The sequence below is a fragment of the Streptomyces sp. NPDC104106 genome (assembly GCF_055584345.1).
Window position 1 is genome coordinate 189,233 of record NZ_JBVJMF010000016.1, and the last position, 17,280, is coordinate 206,512.

Sequence of the window (17,280 nt, forward strand, 5' to 3'; positions counted from 1 at the left end):
AGTACCGCATGGAGGAGCTGGCCCGGCTCGCCGGCATCACCGTCCGCACGCTGCGCTTCTACCGGGAGCGCAAGCTGATCCCGCCGCCCCGGCGCGAGGGCCGTATCGCCTGGTACGACGACCATCACCTGGCCCGCCTGCGCACGATCGCCGCGCTGCTGGAGCGCGGCCACACGCTGAACGGCATCGCGGAACTGGCGGAAGCCCTCGATCAGGGCCGTGACGTCGCCGACCTGCTCGGCGTCGGCGCCCCCACCGAGGAGGAGCCGGTCCGCCTCACCCCCGAGGAACTCGCCGCCCGCTTCGAGGGCGAGGTCACCCCCGAGAACCTCGCCGCCGCTCTGGAGCTGGGTTACCTCGGCACCGACGGCGACGAGATCGTCCACATCAGCCGCCGCCTGCTGGACGTCTCCTCGGCCCTGGTCCGCGAGGGCATCCCGCTCGGCGAGGTCCTCGCCGCCGGCGCCCGCGTCCGCCGACACGCCGACGCCCTGGCCGAACTCTTCGCCGACCTGATCCTGCGCCACGCCGCCGAGGAGGACCTCCACCGGCTGCGCCCGCTGGCCCGCAGCGTGGTGGAGGCGGAACTGTCCCTGGCGCTGGACCGGCGGATCGGCAAGCGGGATCAGAAGGACTGGAGGTCGTAGACGACCGTCACCGGCGCGTGGTCCGACCAGCGCTCGGCGTGCGTGGCCGCGCGCTCCACGAGACCCTTGACGGCCTTGCCGGCGAGTCCGGGCGTGGCGACGTGGTAGTCGATGCGCCACCCCGAGTCGTTGTCGAAGGCCCGCCCGCGGTACGACCACCAGCTGTACGGCCCCTCGACGCCGGGATGCAGGGCGCGCATGACGTCGACGTAACCGCCCTCCTCGGCGGCGAACACCCGGCCGAGCCACTCGCGCTCCTCGGGCAGGAACCCGGAGTTCTTGGTGTTGCCGCGCCAGTTCCTCAGGTCGGCCTGCTGGTGGGCGATGTTCCAGTCGCCGCAGACCACGACCTCGCGCCCGTCGGCGGCGGCCCGCGCACGCAGTTCCCCGAGGTAGCCGAGGAACTCGCCCATGAAGCGCGTCTTCTCGTCCTGCCGCTCGGTGCCGACCTCGCCGGAGGGCAGGTACAGGGAGGCGACGGTGACGCCGGGCAGGTCGGCCTCGACGTAGCGTCCGCTGCCGTCGAACTCGGCCGAACCGAAGCCCACGCGGACGTCGTCCGGCTCGCGCCGCGTGTAGAGGGAGACGCCCGCGCGGCCCTTGGCGGCGGCCGGGGCGTGCGTGACGTGCCAGCCGTCGGGCTCCCGGACCCCGTCCGGCAGCTGGTGCGGCTCCGCGCGCACCTCCTGCAGGCAGACGACGTCCGCCTCCGTCCGGGCGAGCCACTCCACGAAGCCCTTCTTGGCGGCGGCCCGCAGCCCGTTCACGTTCACCGAGGTCACAGTCAGCACCCCGGCACGATACCGGCACACTGGTCGGGGCCCGTGCCCACCGTCCGAGAACATCAATCGCATAGAAGTACGATGCCCAGCATGAATATACGCCGCGTCCGTTTCGATCACCCCGACGCCGTCAAGCTCAGCGACGAGGTCCAGGCCGAGTACCACGTGCGCTACGGCGACGGCGGCGACGCCACGGCCCTCGACACCGCCGACTTCGACCCGCCGCGCGGGGTGTACCTGATCGCGTACGACGAGCAGGACCGCCCCGTCGCGACGGGCGGCTGGCGCAGCCAGGACCGCAACCCCGAGGGCAACGAGGACGGCGACGCCGAGCTGAAGCGCATGTACGTGGTCGAGCAGATGCGCGGCCGGGGCCTGGCCCGCCGCATGCTCGCGGCCCTGGAGGAGGACGCCCGCACCGCGGGCCGGATCCGCATGGTCCTGGAGACGGGCACCAAGCAGCCGGAGGCGGTCGCCCTGTACACCTCCAGCGGCTACGAGCCGTGCGCGAAGTTCGGCTACTACCGCTTCCACGAGGAGAGCCTCTGCTTCGCGAAGAAGCTGTAGAGACGATGAAGCCCCAGTCGGCTTTCGCCGACTGGGGCTTCATGCTGCGTGGACCTGAGGGGATTTGAACCCCTGGCCCCCTCGATGCGAACTACGGGCGGCGAAGTCGCTGAGGTCTGCTGGGCACGTCAGCAGGCTTGCAGGGGTTAGCGACGGTCAACGCCGGTCGGCGCGGTTGCTGTACGCCGCTGCTGTACAGCTCGCCCCGCATAAAGCGTGGCCAGGAGCGCCACGACGTCGAGGTACGCGCTGACAACATGCGCAGCCGCGTTCCACCTGACCACGATCACAACCAAGATCGTGATCACCCACGGCTTCAAGCTGGGGTTTGACAGGCCCCACCGGGTACGGGTCACACTCATTCTCGGACCTCCAAAGGGTTCGTGGCCCACTTCGTCGCCTCGCCGGGAAGCCTGCGCGACGGGGTGGGCTTTCTCGTGCGCCCATGATGGATACGGAGCCCGACTACTGCCAAGCCGGGAACCTTCCCGAACAAGGCGGGCCAGCAACCACGTCATTGAGGTTTCGTCAGCCCGGAAAACGCGTAATAGCAAACGGAGGGAAATACCTCTGACCTGGGCAAGCAATCGCTTAGCAGCTCTCCATAGCACACCCGTGATCAATGGGTCCGCCATTTGGAGATCTACACAGATACTGGCGGGTGCAAATATCGCCTCGTATACCCATAAAGGAGGGTGACCCAAATCACACATGCGCCGTACCACGTGAGGTCGGTGGAGCGGCTTTGGGCTGGAGCTGCCTTGGCGCGAGTGATCATGGCCCCGTAAGCTTCCGGCGCGTCGGGCAGTCTGTGGACCTGCCCGGTAAAGCACGACGTTGGGGCCATGATCTTCGAGGCTCGCGCCAAGGTGGCTGCCTAAAGCCGTGGAGCCGACCGCCCCAGCCACGACGGTGTTCTGACCTCGGCGGGGCCGTCTCACCCTTACCCCGGCCTGGTCTTCGCCCCCTTGTGGGCGCGGACGGGCGCCGGCGCGCGGCCCCGGTGACGAAGGCAAGGAGGGGCGGCGCGCCGGCGACCGGCCGGCGCCGCCGCGCTGTGCGCGGCACCTCCGATCTGTGATCGGACTGCTTGCAGTTCAGGAGGCCGGGAGCAACGGCGAGCGAAGCGAGCCCTTGATGATGTAGGGAAACTTCCACCGCGTTCCGCGTCGGGGGCGCCGGAAAGCTCCCGTGCTGCTATGCGGCGACACTGTCGGGCTGCTGCCCGTGTTCGAGATAGATCGGCGCCGTCCCTGATGATCGGGCCTCGATGGCGGCAAGGATCCGCCTGGCCAAGCGCGGAATCGTACGCTCGGCGACTTCGTCGGGGCCCAGGAACGCGATGCTCTTCAGCTCGTCCGCCTGCAAGGTCGCTTCGGCCAGAGCCTCCGGGGTGAGCTGACCGCCGTCGAAGAGGTACAGCACCTTGTCGCCCTCGGCATCGTTGGGAGCCCAGTCGACTGCCAGCAAGCGCCCCAGGGGAGGAGTGATCCCCAACTCTTCCTCCACCTCACGGGCGGCTGCCTGGAGCGGGGATTCCCCCACCTCGACGTAGCCGCCTGGGATGTCCCAGTAGTCCTTGTAGGTGGGCTCCACCATGAGGACACGCCCGTCGGCATCAAAGAAGAGCGCACCCGCGGCCATGCGCGGATGCGCCATCTTCGCTTCGTGCTCGGTCGCTGCCATGGCCCCGAGCGTACCCACCTCAGACGACATGCAGCCGATCGGCAAGCTCCGCCAGGGTCCGGCTCGGCCGGCCGCGCTGGTTGCGCACCCACGTAAGTACAAGCTCACGAGCGAGGTAGTGGCTGCGCACCTGTTCCGGCGCCCACTGCTCGGCTTCGAGGATCATGGACAGGGCATCGTCCATCCGGTTGTGCGCGCTGAGCGCACGGGCCACCTCTAGGTTGTGCCGCGTCCGCCGTTCGATCGGCAGACCGCTGGTGTCGACCTGGGGGCCGAGGTCCACGGCAACCTGCATGTCTCCCAGCTCCGCCGCCGTGGCCACTCGGTGGATCGTGACGTTCGTCGGCCCGAATGCGGTCCACATGTGGTTGGCGTCTCGCCCAAGCCGCTGCGCTGCCTGGTCCGCCTCGGCGAGGAAGTCACGGGTGGTAGAGCGATCATCGGCACGCGCGGCTGCCATCGACCCCGCGAGGAAGAGCGTCCCGTAGATCGAGAGGAACTCGGGGCTGGCTTCCCGGAGTCCTGGGCGGAGGTAGTCCGCGGCGTCGCTGACGAGCTGTACGGCGGCGTCGAACCTGCCGTTCGAGAGTAGGCAGTGCGCCACCGACCGGAAGAGCGACCCGGTGACGGCAGCGTTGTCCGACTGCTGAGCCGCAGCCAACCCGCGATCCGCCGCGATCCACGCGAGATCCGTTTCACCGACCTTGGTCAGCACCATGGCGGCGCCCTGGTATGTCATCGCCATCAGCTCGTGTGCCCGCTCGCGCTCTCGCCCCTGGTACGCCTGGGCTGCAATGAGTGCGTCGGCAAGTACCAAGGGAAGGCGTCGGGTGGCGAAGCCGTACCGCGAATCCTGGTAGGCGTCCCAGACTTCGGCCACGCTGTCCTTCAGCTCATCGAGGGGCGTCGGTTCTCCCTCGGTGGTCACGCCCAGAAGCGGCGTGAGCTGCCGGTAGTTCATGAGCGCTGACCGCAGCGCCGGTACGGTCCGGGTGCCGCTGTCCGCCGTCCAGTCCATCAGCGTGGGCTCGGCGAGTAGATCGCCAAGGGTCACGTCCAGCGCATCGGCTAGGGACTTGATGACCGAGAGCCTGTCCAGCTCCAGCCGGTTGTTCTCGGCCTTGCTCAGCCAGTCGACCGTCCGGCCGACGAGTCCGGCTAGGACTTCCTGGGACATGCCGCGCCGCCGGCGGTACCAAGCGACTCGCTCACCGATCGTCAGGTTCGTCGTCATTCCTCGCATGGGAAGAGCGTCCCCCTGTCTCTTCGTGCGACCCCGGAGAGATTTTCCGGGGTGGTGAGCCGGACCGGTCCTAGCGTTGCTGACAACCCAAGGAGCTGTCAGACCGAGAGTGCAACGAGGGGGCCGTCATGGCGCTGACCCCGGTAGAGCGGCTGGAACTACTCAATCAGATAAGGGAGCTTGGCGAAGAGATGACGCAACTCGCCCGACGGGCGGACAGGTTGGTCACCGAGCTTGGCCTTGCTGCCGCACAAGATCCTCAAGTTGGTCCATCCGCTCGGCGAGACGACGCACGTCCCGACGGACCTCCGACAGGTACTCGGTGATCTGCTCGAACTCGGTGCTCCGCTTCGCCGACGCACCCTCGCCGGGCAGTGCTGCAAAGCTGCCCTTGCCCTGGTGAGAGATCGCGTAGCCGTCCTCACGGAGCCGAGAGATCGCCTGCCGGGCCACGGTGCGCGACACGCCGTGCTTGGTCATCAGCTCCGCCTCTGAGGGCAGCTTGTCGCCCGGTGCGAGTTCCCCGTCTCGGATCTTGCGCTTGAACTCGTCGGCGATCTGCAAGTACGCGGCCCGCCCGGCGGTGAAGTCGGCCATAGCCCCTCTCAGTGGTTGTCGTACCTAGTGCAGCACATCCCGCGCACGGGAGTCGAGACCAACCACTTGACACACCAAGTAGTACAGGTTCATGCTCTATCCAGAGACGACGTACTAAGTACGTCAAGTAGTCGATTCTAGGAGCGCACTCATGCGTCAGATCCCCGTCGACACCTCCGCCGCCACCGTGATGGTCGCCCAGCCCCCGCAGAAGAAGATCCGTGACCGCCGCTCCGGTGAGATCGCCACCGACGCCGAGACCGGCGCCGACCTGATGACCGTGGACGTGATGTTCGCGCTCAACGGTGAGGTCGAGATCCTGACCGTGACCGTCCCTGAGCCGGGCATCACCGGTGAGCTGATGATGGGTACCCCCGTCGCGCTGACCGGCCTGATCGCCCGGCCGTGGGAGAACGAGTTCAACGGCCAGAAGCGGCACGGCATCGCCTTCCGCGCGGTCGCCGTCACCTCCCTGGCCGCCGGCGCCTCGAAGCCGAAGGCGGCCTGATCATGACCTGGTCCTTGGTCGCCCTGGTGCTGGTCGTCGCCGCTGCGGGTCTCCTGCGGTGGCGGCGTCCCGCCTGGTACTGGCTTACCTTCGGCGTCTCCCTCGCCGTGGTGCGGGTCCTCGTCCGGTACGCGTCCGTCATGGACGCCTGCGGGCTGACGGTCCCGCCCTCGCGCTGGCGCCTCACTCTGGCTCGGGCCACGAACCGACCGATCCCCGGTCCCCGCGCCCCGCGCATCCTGCGTCTGCGGCCGACCCGAACCGGGCTGGTGCTGCGGCTCAAGCTCCGTCCTGGTCAGGACGCCTTCGACGTGGCGGCCTCGTGTGACAGGCTGCGGCACTCGTTCGCCATGTACGGCGTGACCTCGCGGGAGCTGCGTTCGGGCGTGGTGGAAGTGCGGATGACCGGCTACGACGTGCTCAAGCGGGTGCAGATGCCGACCAAGGTCGACACCCGTCCGATGCGGGTCCCGGTCGCTCTCCGGGAAGACGGTGCGGTCCACTACCGCGACTACCGCGCGGTCCCTCACGCGCTGACGCTCGGTGCCACGGAGTCCGGCAAGTCCGTCTATCAGCGCAACCTCGTGGCAGCGCTCGCCCCGCAGCGGGTCGCCCTGGTCGGGATCGACTGCAAGCAGGGTGTGGAGCTGTTCCCGCTGGCTCGCCGGTTTTCCGCGCTCGCCGACAACCAGGACACCGCCGCCGAACTCCTCGACGCCCTGGTGTCCCACATGGAGGACGTCTACCAGCTCATCCGTGCCGAACAGCGGATCACCGCTGACGTGCCGGACGCCGAGATAGCCGCAGACATCTGGGACCTGCCAGAAGACCTCCGCCCGGTGCCCATCGTGGTCCTGGTCGATGAGGTCGCCGAACTCGCCCTGTTCGCCACCAAGGAGGAAGAGAAGCGCCGGGACCGGATCATCACCGCGCTCGCCCGGCTCGCCCAGCTCGGCCGCGCCGCCGGCATCTACCTGGAGATCTGCGGGCAGCGCTTCGGCTCCGAACTCGGCAAGGGCATCACCATGCTCCGCGCTCAGCTCACCGGCCGGACCGCCCACCGCGTCAACGACGAGTCCTCGGCGAACATGGCCTTCGGCGACATCGCCCCGGACGCAGTCCTCGCCGCGATCCAGATCCCCACCGACATGCCCGGCGTCGCCATCACCGGCGACTCGACCGGCGGCTGGGCTCGCATCCGTGCCCCGCACACCTCCCTGCGTCAGGCCGTGAATACCTGCAACCGGTACGCCGACATCAGGCCGGATCTGCCCGCCCTGGCCCCGTTCCGGCCGGCGCTCGCCATCCCGACACCGGGTGAAGCCCCGGCCGTCGAGTCCATCCCGGCCACTGCCTGATCCCTCCCGCTCCACGGTTGGCGCGACCGCCTTCGCGTCAGGTCCCTACCCCAGCCATGCCCGAAGAAAGGGAGATCGCCCGCCATGTGCCCCGACTGCGAGGACTTCACCCGCACCGTGGTGATGCTCGGCGACCTGGCCTTGTACGCCGACAGGACCGGCGCTGACCAGGACTTCATCGACACCGTCGGCCCGTGCCTGGCCGCGTCGCTGCCCGAGCCGCCGCCCGGCACCTTCCCGCCCGGCTACGACCCGACCGAGGGCCCCGAGTACCCCGGCGAGGGGTGGTGACCGTGCCGACCGCGAAGAAGCCCACCACCCGCCGCAAGCCCCGGCAGAAGCCGTGCCCCGACTGCAACGGCACCGGCGAGATCACCGAAACCGTCCGGGTCGGCGCCCGTAAGGGCCGTGCCACCGACGACCGGCAGACCGGCCTGTGCCTGACCTGCTGGGGATCCGGCGAAGCCACCACCGACTGAACCCCTGCCGGGGTGGGGCGGTCGGACCTCGATCCCCGCCCTGCCCCTGGCCCAACCCGCAAAGGGAGGTGACGACATGACCCGCTCGATCCGCCCGGACGCCGTCCTCGTACAGGCCGTTATCGCCGGCGCCCTGTCCTTCGCCCACCTTCACGACCTGGCCGCCGCCGCCGGACAGTCCGGCTGGAAGGCATGGGCCTACCCGATCTCGGTTGACCTGCTGCTGGTCGCCGCCTGGCGTCGGCTGCGCAACAGCGGCCCGTCCCGGCTCGCCTGGTGCTGGTTCCTGATCGCGCTGTTCGCCTCGCTCGGCGCCAACGTCGCCACCGCCGGCTTCCTCGACCTGGCCAACCCGCCCGCATTGCTCCGCCTCGGCATCGCCGGATGGCCCGCGCTCGCCTTCCTCGGCGGCACCCTGCTCGCCCACTCGGCCGGCGACCCGGCCCCCGTCACGGCGGCTCCTGCCCCGGCCACCGACCCGGCTCCCGAGTCAGCCCCTGAACCGGAACCCGCTCCGGAGCCAGTCACCGCCGCCGACGACACCCCGGCGCTACCCGCTCCCGCTCCCGCTTCGGCTCCCGCGCCCGCGCCCGCGCCCGCGCCCGAGGTGGCGGTTCCGGCTCCGCTGGTCGCTCACGCGCGCAAGGTCGCCGCCGACCACAAGGCCCGTACCGGCTCCCCGATCGACACCGACACCCTACGCGCCCGCCTCGGCGTCCCCGCGCCCATGGCCGCCGCCATCGCCGCTCAACTCGCCTGACAGACAAGGAGTTCAGCCATGCCCATGCGCGACTTCTTCCACTCCGTGATGCAGATCGGCCCGGTGCAGATCGGCACCCACCGCGACCGCCACGGCCAGACCAAGCACGCCGCCGTGTGCACCGCCGACGACTGCGGCTGGTCCGCCGACTACTCCAGCCAGTCCGCCGCCCAGCTCGCCGCCCGCACCCACCGCTGCAAGGTCCGCTAGGAGACGCCATGCAGGTCCCGCTCTGGTTCGCGCTGCTCGTCGTCGGCTACCTCGGCGTCAAGCTCATCCGCCCGCCCGCCTGGCTCATCGCCGTCCTCCTGCTCGGCGGCTTCCTCCTCGCCCACAGCGTCCTCGCCCCCGCCATCAACGGCCTGATCAAGTAACCCCGCTCGGAAGGGAGAACAACCATGCTCCGCCCGAAGATCCCGACCATGCCCACCCCGACCGGGCACGTCACCCCGCCCGCCGTTGTCGAGCCGACCGCCATCGTCCCCAGCGCCCAGACTCCGCCGGTCGCCGCGACGAATCCGGCGCCGTCCCGCCCGGTGGTGCAGCTCACCCCGGGCACCGTGCTCGCCCTCATCGGCGGCGGCACCGCCGTCGTCCTGGTCGTCGGCGCCGTCCTCGTCTCCATGCTCCTGGCGGTCGCCATCACCGGCGCCTCGGTCGCCGTCGTCGCCCTCGTCGTGCGCTCGCTGCTCGCCTCCGAGACCAAGCGGCGCTGACCGGCCCCCGGAGCGGCCTCGGTCGCCAAACTTCCGCCGCTCCGGGCGCCTCCCCTTCCCGATCCAAACGGACCCGAAAGGCACGGCCATCATGCCCCAGAGCAACCCGAACATGCCGATCTGCCGCGACTGCGACGGCTTCGCCACCGCCGCCATCGACACCGGCACCCGCCACCCCGACGGCACCCGCGCCACGCTCCGCGTCGACTGCCCCACCTGCAAGGGCACCGGCCACACCCGCCCCGCCGCCCTCGTCCGCGCAGGGAGGTGACCTGCGTGACCGACACCGCGACCTTCGCGGGCCTGGACCCGGTTACCCTGGGGGATCTCCTCCGGGTAGCCGGGCTCCCGGGCTTCGACCGCTGGCAAGACCAGATCAAGCGCACCGGCGGCTGCGCCGACCCGATCCACCTGCGCGGCTGGGTGGTCCACAAGGACAAGGTCACCGGGGAGACCCTGCACCGCTACAGCACTGAGAACGAGCCGGGCGGACGGCTCCGTGTCGCCTGCGGCAACCGCCGGGCCTCCCGCTGCCCCGCCTGCGCCTGGACCTACGCCGGTGACACCTACCACCTGATCCGGGCCGGGCTCGCCGGCGACCCGGACAAGGACATCCCCGATACCGTCCGGGATCACCCGCGGGTGTTCGCCACCTTCACCGCGCCCTCGTTCGGCCCGGTCCACAACCGGCCCGACCGTGGCGCCTGCCGCTGCGGCGCCCGCCACCCCGCCGACGACCCCGCCCTGGGCACGGCGCTCAACCCGACCACCTACGACTACTCCGGCGCCGTGCTCTTCAACAACCACGCCGGTGAGCTGTGGATGCGCACCATCAACCGGCTCCGCCGTGAGATCGCCAAGCGGGCCGGGCTGACGCAGCGCGAACTCGCCGAGACCTGCCGACTGTCCTACGGCAAGGTCGCCGAGTTCCAGAAGCGCGGAGCCGTCCACTTTCATGCCGTGATCCGCCTCGACGGTCCCGACGGAGCCGACTCCGCGCCGCCGTCCTGGGCCACCACCGACCTGCTCACCGACGCCATCCGCGCCGCCGCCGCGCACCCCTACAGCCGCGTCAGTGTTCCCGCCGCCGGCGACCAACCCGCCCGCACCTTCCAGTGGGGCCGACAGCTCGACGTACGGCCGGTCAAGGCGTTCGGTGACGGCTCCGACCTCACGGAACAGGCCGTCGCCTCCTACGTGGCCAAGTACGCCACCAAGGCGGCCGAGAACACCGGCACCCTCGACCGGCGCATCGGCGAACTCTCCGAACTCGACCGCCACGGCGTCCCCGACCACGCCCGGCGCCTGATCACCGCGTGCCGAGACCTCGATGAGCTGTACCCGGACCGGCGTCTGTGGGCCTGGGCCCACATGCTCGGCTTCCGCGGGCACTTCTCGTCCAAGTCCCGCCGCTACTCGACCACACTCGGCGCCCTCCGCCAGACACGCGCCGACTACCGCGCCGCGCAGGAACGCGCCGCCCTCGGCCTGGACGAAGGCGAGCCGGACACCGTTCTCGTCCTCGCTGACTGGCAGTACGCCGGCCACGGCCACACGCCCGGTGAATCCGCCCTCGCCGCCTCGATCCGCCGGGACATCGAACTCAACCGCGAAACCGCCCGCGAAGCGCTGCTAGATCAACTCGAACGGGAGGGTACCGCAGCATGACGACGGCTGTGATCACGCGCAAGTGGTACACCACGGCGGAGGTAGCGGAGATGCTCGGCTTCGGCCTGTCGAAGACCAAGATGCTCGTCCTCACGGGCGAGATCCGTTCCGTCAAGATCGGCCGTAACCGTCGCATCCTGCCGGAATGGGTGGATGAGTACGTGCAACATGTCGCGTCCCAGGCTGAGGCGGTGTCGGCATGACCGGGAAGCGCGGCAACGGAGAGGGCTCGATCTACCCGTACAAGAACGGCTTCGCCGCGTACGTCTGGGTCGACACCCCGGAAGGCAAGCGCAAGCGCAAGTACGTCTACGGCAAGACTCGTGAGGAGGTCCACGACAAGTGGATCAAACTCCACGCTGAGGCTAAGCAAGGGCCGGTAGCTACCTCGACGCCGACACTGGCCCAGTACCTGACTCGGTGGCTCAAGGAGGTGGTAGAGCCTGACCTCAAGCCCAAGACAGCCGAGACCTACGCGATGCACGTCCGGCTCTACATCATTCCGGGCCTGGGCTCGAAGCGGCTCGACAAGCTCACCGTCCGGGACGTGCGGAACTGGGTCAACGGCCTCCTGGAACAGTGCCAGTGCTGCGCTCAGGGCCTCGACGCGAAGCGGGACACTCCGCGCTGCTGCGCCGCTGGCGACTGCTGCGAGCGGTTTCCGTCCCGCCGCACTGTGCAAGACGCGCGCGCCGTTCTGCGGTCCGCCCTGACGAACGCGATGACCGAGGAACTGATCTCGAAGAACGTCGCGGCCCTGGTCAAGGTACGGTCGGCTCGGAAGACGAAGCGGCACCCTTGGTCGGTGGAAGAGGCTCGGCAGTTCCTCGAAGCGGCGAGCGCCGCTCATGACCCGCTGTACGCGGCCTACGTGCTGATCCTGGTTCTGGGTTTCCGGCGTGGTGAGGTGCTGGGGCTCACCTGGGAGAACGTCAACCTGGACGCCGGTGAGGTCACCGTGCAGATGCAGCTGCAGCGGATCAACCGCCGCCTGGTCCATGACGAGACCAAGACCGAAGCGTCGACGGCCACGCTCCCGCTCCCTGAGATCTGCATCGCGGCCCTGCAACTGCGGCGGAAGGAACAGGAGCTTGCCCGGCAGGCAGCGGGTGAGCTGTGGACGGCCAACGACTTCGTGTTCACCACGCGCTACGGCACGCCGTTCGAACCGCGCAACTTCAACCGCCGGTTCATGGACCGCATCGCGCGCGCCAGCGTCCGCCGAATCCGGCTCCACGACACCCGGCACACCTGCGGCTCACTGCTCGCTGCCCTGGACGTGCATCCCCGCGTCGCCATGCAGATCCTTCGACACAGCAAGATCGCAGTGACCATGGAGGTGTACACGCACGTCCCGTCCGAAGCGACCCGGCGGGCGCTGCGCAAGCTGGGCAAGCACCTCGGGAAGCAAGATCCGAAGTAGTTGCTGTACTTCGCTGCTGTACGACACGTCAAAGCCCCGGTCGGGAGATCCCTACCGGGGCTTTGAGCTGCGTGGACCTGAGGGGATTTGAACCCCTGGCCCCCTCGATGCGAACGAGGTGCGCTACCGGACTGCGCCACAGGCCCTTGCAACGAGTGAAACTCTAGCATCCCCGTCGGGGTGCTTGGAAATCCGCTCCGTGACTGGTCAGAGGCGGGCTTCCAGCGGTGTGACGGCCGTCACTCATTGGCCGCGCGCGGGCGGTCGCCGTCCTCGTACTGATCGAACAGCGGCGTGCGTCCTCGCTCGCGCGCCCGGCGCGCGGACACCGCCCGGCGCCGGTCGCTGCGACCGCCCGCCGGCTTGTCCTCGGCGGCGGGCACCTGCGCGTCCGTGTCGGCCTCCGGCGCGGCGGCCGACTCCTGCTCCGGCGCGACCGAGCTGGACCGCGCCGAACTCCAGGTGTCCGGCGCTCCCAGGTCCACGTCCGAGGTGGCACGCGGCGCCACCGGAGCGGTCACATACGTCGGCAGGGGCACCGGCACCGGCTCCCAGCTGTCCCCGCCGGGCCGCCGCTGCCGCTCCCGCTGCTGGTCGACCCACTCGGCGTGGTCGGTCTGCTCGACCAGGGCGCGCCGGTCCGCAGCGAGCGCGGAGAGGCCGGGGTCCGTCTCGGCCTCCGGGACACCCTCCGGTTCGTCGGCACCGACGCTCGGGGCGTCGAGGGCCGCGCGCCGACGCGGCTGGCGCTCCCGCAGCCGCTGCGCCGCGACCTCCGCCCGCCTGCGGTCCATCTGGTAGGCGAAACGACGGCGCTCCTGGGCGCGCAGGTACGCGATGTACGCGCTCAGCAGCACGGCCGGTGCGGCCGGGGCCCACAGGAAGGCGAGGCCGCCGACGGCGGCGACGATCGCGCCGAGCGTGAAGGCGAGGAAGAGCACCACGGTGGTACGCCGACGGCGCGCGAGAACCTTCGAGCGCCGGGCGCGCGCCGCGGCCGCCTGCTCCGACGTTCCGTGCCGCGCGGACGGCACCCGCCGCTGCGCGGGCGCGGACGCCGACGCGGGGGCAGGCGCCGCGTGCCGTTCGGGTGCCGGTTCCGCTCGCCCGGACAGCTCCGCCCCGGCGTCCGGGTGGGCTTCCGGGTGCGCCTGACGACGAGTCGGAGGCATGGCGAAGGCCCGGACGTCCACCGAGTCGGTGACGGCGTCCGGGTCACCGGCGTCCGGCTCCCCCTCCTGGGCGGAGCGCGCCCGCAGGTCCCTGGCGTATCGGCGCTCCATGCCCGCCCGTCCGGACAGCAGCCGGATGGCGGTACTGAAGCGTTCCGTCGGACGGGCCTCGTTCAGCTCGTCCTGCCTACGGAGCCACATCGGCACCAAGTAGGCGGCCCAGGCCCCGACAATGACTGCGTAGATGAGGCCGCTGCTGCTCACGCTCACACCGTAGAGGGGTTTGCGTGAGGCCATCCGCCAATTGGGCCGGTGTGTCGCACGATCTGGCTGATATTTCCAGCTTTTTTTGCGACGGATGCGATCAGTGGACCGCCGCCACGACGGAATTCAATGCCCCGAGACGGTCAGCAGCCGATCAATTTCGAACACGTATTCAATTTCCCGTGTTCTGGGGTTTCTGCCGCGCCTGCTGGGAGCGGGCCCGCCGCCAGCGCGCGAGCAACCCGTCGGGCACCTCTTCAGCGGTGAGCGCAAAGACCAGATGGTCGCGCCAGGCGCCGTCGATGTGCAGATAGCGCGGCCGGAGCCCCTCCTCGCGGAATCCGAGTTTCTCCACCACCCGGCGGCTGGGCCGGTTCTCGGGACGAATGCAGACCTCGATGCGGTGCAGCCCGACGGTGTGGAAACAGTGGTCCACCACGAGGGCCACGGCCGTCGGCATCACGCCGCGGCCCGCCACCGCCTCGTCCACCCAGTACCCGACATGCCCCGAGCACATCGACCCCCAGGTGATACCGGCCACCGTCAACTGCCCGACGAGCTGCCCCTGGTACTCGATGACGAAGGGCAGCATCCGGCCCGCGTTGGCCTCCGACCGCAGATGGCGGACCATCTGGCGAAACGTCGGCCGGTGGGTGACCGGGCCGGTCGGCGTGGGCGGCGGAATCGTCGCCTCCCAGGGGCGCAGCCAGTCCCGGTTGCGCCGGTTCACCTCGCGCCACGCCCGCTGGTCGCGCAGCTTTATCGGCCGCAGGACGACATCGCCGTCCACCAGCACGACGGGCCAGGAAGGGCTGTTCAGCTCGCACCCCCGGTACTGGGTCCGGGGTGGTCGCCGCCACGGATCTGGTCGACGGCGTGGACCAGCAGGGCCTCCAGCACGGCCAGGCCGTCCTTCACCCCGCCCGTGGACCCCGGCAGATTGACGATCAGGGTGCGCCCCGCCACTCCGGCCAGGCCCCGGGACAGCGCGGCGGTCGGCACCTTCTCCCGCCCGAACGCCCGGATGGCCTCGGCGATGCCCGGTACCTCGTAGTCGATCACCGCGCGGGTCGCTTCGGGCGTGCGGTCGGTGGGCGAGACGCCGGTGCCGCCGGTGGTGACGATGGCGTCGTACCCGGCGTCCACGCCCGCGCGCAGGGCCTCCCGCACGGGGTCGCCGTCGGGCACGACCCGGGGGCCGTCCACCTCGAACCCGAAGCCCTCAAGGCCGTCCGCGACCAGCGGGCCGCCCTTGTCCTCGTAGACCCCGGCCGCGGCCCGGTTGGAGGCGGTGACCACCAGCGCGCGGTAGGTCATGCCCGGCTCCAGTCGCCCGACTTGCCGCCCGTCTTCTCCTCCACGCGTACGTCCGTGATGACCGCTCCCTTGTCAACCGCCTTGACCATGTCGATCACGGTGAGCGCGGCGACCGTGACGGCGGTGAGGGCCTCCATCTCGACGCCCGTACGGTCCGTCGTCTTCACGACCGCCTGGATCTCCACGGCGTCGTCCGCGACCGACAGGTCCAGTCTCACACCCGACACCGACAACGGGTGGCACAGCGGGATCAGGTCCGGGGTGCGCTTGGCGCCCATGATGCCGGCGATCCGCGCGGTGGCGAGGGCGTCCCCCTTGGGTACCCCCTCGCCGCGCAGCAGCTCCACCACGCGGGGTGAGACGAGGACCCGGCCGCTGGCGCGGGCGGTGCGCGCGGTGACGTCCTTGCCCGACACGTCGACCATCCGGGCCGCGCCCGCCTCGTCGATGTGCGTCAGTCCGTCCTGCGCAGGGGCTCCGGGGGTGTCCCCCCGGAAAGACTCAGTCATGCTGTGTGCCGCTCCCGGTCCGGGCCCGTCGCGGTGCGGTGCGCGGGCCTGCTGTGCGCGCCACGGTACCGCCAAGTCGGGGCACGCACCGGGCCAGGACCCCCGTTGGGCCGCTCTGCCGTCCACGCGCGCGTGCCTCAGCCGAGCAGCACGACCTCCACCTCGTCGCCGGGCTCCACGGACTCCGTGTCCTCGGGGACGACGATCAGCGCGTCGGCCTGCGCCAGCGCCGCGATCAGGTGGGATCCGGCACCGCCCACCGGGGTGACCTCGCCGTCGGCGTACGCGCCCCGCAGGAACTGCCGACGCCCCTGGGGCGAGCGCAGCGCCCGCTCGGCCTTCAGCGTCGCCCGGGTACGGGGCCGGTGCAGGTCCGTGAGGCCCATCAGGGCGCGGATGGCGGGGCGGACGAACAGCTCGAAGGAGACGTACGAGGACACGGGGTTGCCGGGCAGGGCCAGCAGGGGCGTGTGGTCGGGGCCGATGGAACCGAAGCCCTGGGGCTTGCCGGGCTGCATGGCGAGCTTGCGGAACTCCACGCCGCTGCCCGGCTCGTCCTCGTCACCGGCGTACGACAGCGCCTCCTTGACCACGTCGTACGCCCCGACGCTCACCCCGCCCGTGGTCACCAGCAGGTCGGCGCGGACGAGCTGGTCCTCGATGGTCGAGCGGAGGGTGTCGGCCTCGTCGGCGACGGCGCCCACGCGGTAGGCGATGGCGCCGGCGTCCCGCGCGGCGGCGGTGAGGGCGAAGCTGTTGGAGTCGTAGATCTGGCCGGCGGCCAGCTCCTCGCCGGGCTGGACCAGTTCGCTGCCGGTGGACAGGACGACCACGCGCGGGCGCGGGCGCACGCGGACCGAGCCGCGGCCGATCGCGGCGAGCAGCGCGATCTGCGGCGGGCCGAGGATCGTGCCGGCCTCCAGGACGCGCTCGCCCGCCTTCACGTCGCTGCCCTTGGCGCGCACGTGCGCGCGTGCCTCGACGGGGCGGTGCACGCGGACCTGCCCCTCGGCTCCCTCCGGGGCCAGGCTGCGCGCGCGCATGCCGCTGACCGGTCCCTCGCCGAGCCCGCCGTCGGTCCACTCGACCGGCACGACGGCCTCGGCGCCGGGCGGCAGCGGGGCGCCGGTCATGATGCGGGCCGCCTGCCCGGGACCGATCCGGACCGGGTCGGCCGCGCCCGCCGCCACGTCCCCGACGACGTCCAGAACGGCCGGGAACTGCGCACTGGCGCCCGCCACGTCCGTGACCCGGACCGCGTACCCGTCCATGGAGCTGTTGTCGAACGGCGGCAGGGAGACCGGCACCGTGACGTCGTCGACCAGGACACAGCCCTGGGCGTCGAGCAGGTGCAGCTCGATGGGCTCCAGGGGGCGGACGGTGGAGAGGACGTCCTCCAGGTGCTCGTCCACCGACCACAGGCGGTCCGGGCCGGTGGGGCGGGTCGCGGCGCTGCTCAAGATTGCTGCATCTCCTCGGCTACGTAACTGCGAAGCCAGGCCCGGAAGTCCGGGCCCAGGTCCTCACGTTCGCACGCGAGTCTGACAATGGCACGCAGATAGTCGCCGCGGTCGCCGGTGTCGT

23 protein-coding genes, 1 tRNA gene and 1 pseudogene are annotated in these 17,280 nt (G+C 70.5%); 14 read left to right on the top strand and 11 right to left on the bottom strand.

From position 1 onward, the window contains the following. Window positions 1–8 precede the first annotated feature (8 nt). Window positions 9–647, top strand: coding sequence for a MerR family transcriptional regulator (locus tag ACZ60X_RS31850; RefSeq protein ID WP_469605926.1), 639 nt, complete (start codon window positions 9–11; stop codon window positions 645–647). On the opposite strand, the gene ACZ60X_RS31855 is transcribed toward ACZ60X_RS31850, so the two are convergent. After that, window positions 626–1,438 carry an exodeoxyribonuclease III gene (locus tag ACZ60X_RS31855; RefSeq protein ID WP_469605853.1) on the bottom strand — a complete coding sequence of 271 codons (813 nt, stop codon included), beginning with the start codon at window positions 1,436–1,438 and terminating at the stop codon, window positions 626–628. The two genes, ACZ60X_RS31850 and ACZ60X_RS31855, sit on opposite strands and share 22 nt — an antisense overlap. Before the next feature lie 81 nt (window positions 1,439–1,519). Here ACZ60X_RS31855 and ACZ60X_RS31860 point away from each other — a divergent pair, with 81 nt between their 5' ends. After that, window positions 1,520–1,996 (top strand): GNAT family N-acetyltransferase, encoded by a 477-nt coding sequence (locus tag ACZ60X_RS31860; protein ID WP_469605856.1) that lies wholly within the window; start codon window positions 1,520–1,522, stop codon window positions 1,994–1,996. 1,197 nt (window positions 1,997–3,193) lie between these two features. On the opposite strand, the gene ACZ60X_RS31865 is transcribed toward ACZ60X_RS31860, so the two are convergent. The 3 genes from ACZ60X_RS31865 to ACZ60X_RS31875 form a co-directional block, all read right to left on the bottom strand. Then, entirely contained in the window at window positions 3,194–3,682 is a 489-nt protein-coding gene (locus ACZ60X_RS31865) for an NUDIX domain-containing protein (RefSeq protein ID WP_469605858.1), read from the bottom strand. A gap of 19 nt (window positions 3,683–3,701) precedes the next feature. Further along, window positions 3,702–4,916, bottom strand: a complete 1,215-nt coding sequence (locus tag ACZ60X_RS31870) for a helix-turn-helix domain-containing protein (RefSeq protein WP_469605860.1) — start codon at window positions 4,914–4,916, stop codon at window positions 3,702–3,704. 234 nt (window positions 4,917–5,150) lie between these two features. Further along, window positions 5,151–5,522, bottom strand: a complete 372-nt coding sequence (locus ACZ60X_RS31875; RefSeq protein ID WP_103838574.1) for a winged helix-turn-helix domain-containing protein — start codon at window positions 5,520–5,522, stop codon at window positions 5,151–5,153. Between the two features lie 151 nt (window positions 5,523–5,673). Here ACZ60X_RS31875 and ACZ60X_RS31880 point away from each other — a divergent pair, with 151 nt between their 5' ends. The 12 genes from ACZ60X_RS31880 to ACZ60X_RS31935 all read left to right on the top strand — a co-directional run bounded on the left by ACZ60X_RS31880 (window position 5,674) and on the right by ACZ60X_RS31935 (window position 12,434). Then, on the top strand, window positions 5,674–6,030 hold the full coding sequence (locus tag ACZ60X_RS31880) for an SCO3933 family regulatory protein (RefSeq protein ID WP_467905043.1): 357 nt from the start codon (window positions 5,674–5,676) through the stop codon (window positions 6,028–6,030). Window positions 6,031–6,032: 2 nt separating this feature from the next. Beyond that, complete coding sequence (locus ACZ60X_RS31885) at window positions 6,033–7,388, top strand: FtsK/SpoIIIE domain-containing protein (RefSeq protein WP_469605863.1); 1,356 nt, start codon at window positions 6,033–6,035, stop codon at window positions 7,386–7,388. An 84-nt stretch (window positions 7,389–7,472) separates the two neighbouring features. Then, a complete protein-coding gene (locus ACZ60X_RS31890; RefSeq protein WP_469605866.1) occupies window positions 7,473–7,679 on the top strand; it encodes a hypothetical protein in 207 nt (68 codons plus the stop codon). A gap of 2 nt (window positions 7,680–7,681) precedes the next feature. Then, the gene (locus ACZ60X_RS31895) at window positions 7,682–7,867 is read left to right on the top strand and encodes a hypothetical protein (protein ID WP_469605929.1); all 186 of its coding nucleotides are present in this window, start codon (window positions 7,682–7,684) and stop codon (window positions 7,865–7,867) included. Between the two features lie 76 nt (window positions 7,868–7,943). After that, a complete protein-coding gene (locus ACZ60X_RS31900; RefSeq protein WP_469605869.1) occupies window positions 7,944–8,627 on the top strand; it encodes a DUF2637 domain-containing protein in 684 nt (227 codons plus the stop codon). An 18-nt stretch (window positions 8,628–8,645) separates the two neighbouring features. Continuing rightward, complete coding sequence (locus ACZ60X_RS31905) at window positions 8,646–8,837, top strand: mobile element transfer protein (RefSeq protein WP_469605872.1); 192 nt, start codon at window positions 8,646–8,648, stop codon at window positions 8,835–8,837. A gap of 8 nt (window positions 8,838–8,845) precedes the next feature. Further along, on the top strand, window positions 8,846–9,001 hold the full coding sequence (locus tag ACZ60X_RS31910; RefSeq protein WP_469605874.1) for a hypothetical protein: 156 nt from the start codon (window positions 8,846–8,848) through the stop codon (window positions 8,999–9,001). A 24-nt stretch (window positions 9,002–9,025) separates the two neighbouring features. Continuing rightward, complete coding sequence (locus tag ACZ60X_RS31915; RefSeq protein ID WP_469605877.1) at window positions 9,026–9,343, top strand: SpdD-like protein; 318 nt, start codon at window positions 9,026–9,028, stop codon at window positions 9,341–9,343. A 91-nt stretch (window positions 9,344–9,434) separates the two neighbouring features. After that, window positions 9,435–9,614, top strand: a complete 180-nt coding sequence (locus ACZ60X_RS31920) for a hypothetical protein (RefSeq protein ID WP_469605879.1) — start codon at window positions 9,435–9,437, stop codon at window positions 9,612–9,614. A gap of 5 nt (window positions 9,615–9,619) precedes the next feature. Then, complete coding sequence (gene repSA, locus ACZ60X_RS31925) at window positions 9,620–11,011, top strand: replication initiator protein RepSA (protein WP_469605882.1); 1,392 nt, start codon at window positions 9,620–9,622, stop codon at window positions 11,009–11,011. Beyond that, on the top strand, window positions 11,008–11,214 hold the full coding sequence (locus tag ACZ60X_RS31930; protein ID WP_469605884.1) for a helix-turn-helix domain-containing protein: 207 nt from the start codon (window positions 11,008–11,010) through the stop codon (window positions 11,212–11,214). The genes repSA and ACZ60X_RS31930 overlap by 4 nt, the downstream gene beginning before the upstream one ends. After that, entirely contained in the window at window positions 11,211–12,434 is a 1,224-nt protein-coding gene (locus ACZ60X_RS31935; protein WP_469605888.1) for a site-specific integrase, read from the top strand. Before ACZ60X_RS31930 ends, ACZ60X_RS31935 begins: the two co-directional genes overlap by 4 nt. 72 nt (window positions 12,435–12,506) lie before the next feature. Here ACZ60X_RS31935 and ACZ60X_RS31940 read toward each other — a convergent pair. From ACZ60X_RS31940 to ACZ60X_RS31970, 7 genes and pseudogenes are all read right to left on the bottom strand, one after another. Then, window positions 12,507–12,580 (bottom strand) — tRNA-Ala (locus ACZ60X_RS31940). 93 nt (window positions 12,581–12,673) lie between these two features. Continuing rightward, window positions 12,674–13,870, bottom strand: coding sequence for a divisome protein SepX/GlpR (gene sepX / locus ACZ60X_RS31945; protein ID WP_469605891.1), 1,197 nt, complete (start codon window positions 13,868–13,870; stop codon window positions 12,674–12,676). Between the two features lie 172 nt (window positions 13,871–14,042). Next, on the bottom strand, window positions 14,043–14,660 hold the full coding sequence (locus tag ACZ60X_RS31950) for a GNAT family N-acetyltransferase (protein WP_469605893.1): 618 nt from the start codon (window positions 14,658–14,660) through the stop codon (window positions 14,043–14,045). 26 nt (window positions 14,661–14,686) lie between these two features. Continuing rightward, window positions 14,687–15,187, bottom strand: a complete 501-nt coding sequence (locus ACZ60X_RS31955) for a MogA/MoaB family molybdenum cofactor biosynthesis protein (protein ID WP_469605896.1) — start codon at window positions 15,185–15,187, stop codon at window positions 14,687–14,689. Next, window positions 15,184–15,696 (bottom strand): cyclic pyranopterin monophosphate synthase MoaC, encoded by a 513-nt coding sequence (gene moaC, locus ACZ60X_RS31960; RefSeq protein ID WP_469605899.1) that lies wholly within the window; start codon window positions 15,694–15,696, stop codon window positions 15,184–15,186. Before moaC ends, ACZ60X_RS31955 begins: the two co-directional genes overlap by 4 nt. Window positions 15,697–15,833: 137 nt before the next feature. Next, window positions 15,834–17,156, bottom strand: a complete 1,323-nt coding sequence (glp, locus tag ACZ60X_RS31965; RefSeq protein WP_469605901.1) for a molybdotransferase-like divisome protein Glp — start codon at window positions 17,154–17,156, stop codon at window positions 15,834–15,836. Further along, window positions 17,153–17,280 (bottom strand): annotated as a pseudogene (locus tag ACZ60X_RS31970) (UTP--glucose-1-phosphate uridylyltransferase); the annotation flags it as partial. The pseudogene ACZ60X_RS31970 and the gene glp, both read right to left, overlap by 4 nt.

What these genes read in the sequence shown, in the direction of transcription:
- ACZ60X_RS31850 (WP_469605926.1), top strand. Translation starts at nt 9, where the DNA reads ATGGAGGAGCTGGCCCGGCTCGCCGGCATCACCGTCCGCACGCTGCGC.
- ACZ60X_RS31860 (WP_469605856.1), top strand. Translation starts at nt 1,520, where the DNA reads ATGAATATACGCCGCGTCCGTTTCGATCACCCCGACGCCGTCAAGCTC.
- ACZ60X_RS31865 (WP_469605858.1), bottom strand. Translation starts at nt 3,682, where the DNA reads ATGGCAGCGACCGAGCACGAAGCGAAGATGGCGCATCCGCGCATGGCC.
- ACZ60X_RS31870 (WP_469605860.1), bottom strand. Translation starts at nt 4,916, where the DNA reads ATGACGACGAACCTGACGATCGGTGAGCGAGTCGCTTGGTACCGCCGG.
- ACZ60X_RS31875 (WP_103838574.1), bottom strand. Translation starts at nt 5,522, where the DNA reads ATGGCCGACTTCACCGCCGGGCGGGCCGCGTACTTGCAGATCGCCGAC.
- ACZ60X_RS31880 (WP_467905043.1), top strand. Translation starts at nt 5,674, where the DNA reads ATGCGTCAGATCCCCGTCGACACCTCCGCCGCCACCGTGATGGTCGCC.
- ACZ60X_RS31885 (WP_469605863.1), top strand. Translation starts at nt 6,033, where the DNA reads ATGACCTGGTCCTTGGTCGCCCTGGTGCTGGTCGTCGCCGCTGCGGGT.
- ACZ60X_RS31890 (WP_469605866.1), top strand. Translation starts at nt 7,473, where the DNA reads ATGTGCCCCGACTGCGAGGACTTCACCCGCACCGTGGTGATGCTCGGC.
- ACZ60X_RS31900 (WP_469605869.1), top strand. Translation starts at nt 7,944, where the DNA reads ATGACCCGCTCGATCCGCCCGGACGCCGTCCTCGTACAGGCCGTTATC.
- ACZ60X_RS31905 (WP_469605872.1), top strand. Translation starts at nt 8,646, where the DNA reads ATGCCCATGCGCGACTTCTTCCACTCCGTGATGCAGATCGGCCCGGTG.
- ACZ60X_RS31910 (WP_469605874.1), top strand. Translation starts at nt 8,846, where the DNA reads ATGCAGGTCCCGCTCTGGTTCGCGCTGCTCGTCGTCGGCTACCTCGGC.
- ACZ60X_RS31915 (WP_469605877.1), top strand. Translation starts at nt 9,026, where the DNA reads ATGCTCCGCCCGAAGATCCCGACCATGCCCACCCCGACCGGGCACGTC.
- ACZ60X_RS31920 (WP_469605879.1), top strand. Translation starts at nt 9,435, where the DNA reads ATGCCCCAGAGCAACCCGAACATGCCGATCTGCCGCGACTGCGACGGC.
- ACZ60X_RS31930 (WP_469605884.1), top strand. Translation starts at nt 11,008, where the DNA reads ATGACGACGGCTGTGATCACGCGCAAGTGGTACACCACGGCGGAGGTA.
- ACZ60X_RS31935 (WP_469605888.1), top strand. Translation starts at nt 11,211, where the DNA reads ATGACCGGGAAGCGCGGCAACGGAGAGGGCTCGATCTACCCGTACAAG.
- ACZ60X_RS31955 (WP_469605896.1), bottom strand. Translation starts at nt 15,187, where the DNA reads ATGACCTACCGCGCGCTGGTGGTCACCGCCTCCAACCGGGCCGCGGCC.
- moaC (WP_469605899.1), bottom strand. Translation starts at nt 15,696, where the DNA reads ATGACTGAGTCTTTCCGGGGGGACACCCCCGGAGCCCCTGCGCAGGAC.